Origin of the sequence: Bacillus sp. SIMBA_154 (genome assembly GCF_046536015.1) — a bacterium.
In the GTDB taxonomy this organism is placed as follows: Bacteria; Bacillota; Bacilli; order Bacillales; family Bacillaceae; genus Bacillus; species Bacillus pumilus_P.
The window spans coordinates 1-231 of the sequence record NZ_JAWJBV010000730.1 but is presented as its reverse complement, the minus strand read 5'-3'; the positions used below and the strand labels follow the sequence as shown (position 1 = coordinate 231).

Genomic DNA, 231 nt, shown 5'->3' with positions numbered 1-231 from the left:
CACCCGGCGCTAAAGAATGACATTGCTCACCAACAAGCCGCTCCAGTAGTTTATCGTAATTAGTTGTAACCACCTCTAGGTGATTATTCTGCAAGAATTGAGATACAACCTCGTTATCCCCTGACACAGTCAGCCGCGAAATAATTGTTGCTATCTCATTATGAATCATCTTGTCGACTTTACGTAACTCTAAGTCGATCACCTGAGCGGCCTCCTCCAACCCAAGCACTC

At 45.5% G+C, this 231-nt stretch carries 1 protein-coding gene; it reads right to left on the bottom strand.

All coding sequences use genetic code 11. The annotated features are described in order from the left end of the window. On the bottom strand, window positions 1-202 hold a 202-nt coding region (locus tag R0K30_RS23800; protein WP_410613529.1), incomplete at its 3' end, for a hypothetical protein. Between the last annotated feature and the right edge of the window lie 29 nt (window positions 203-231).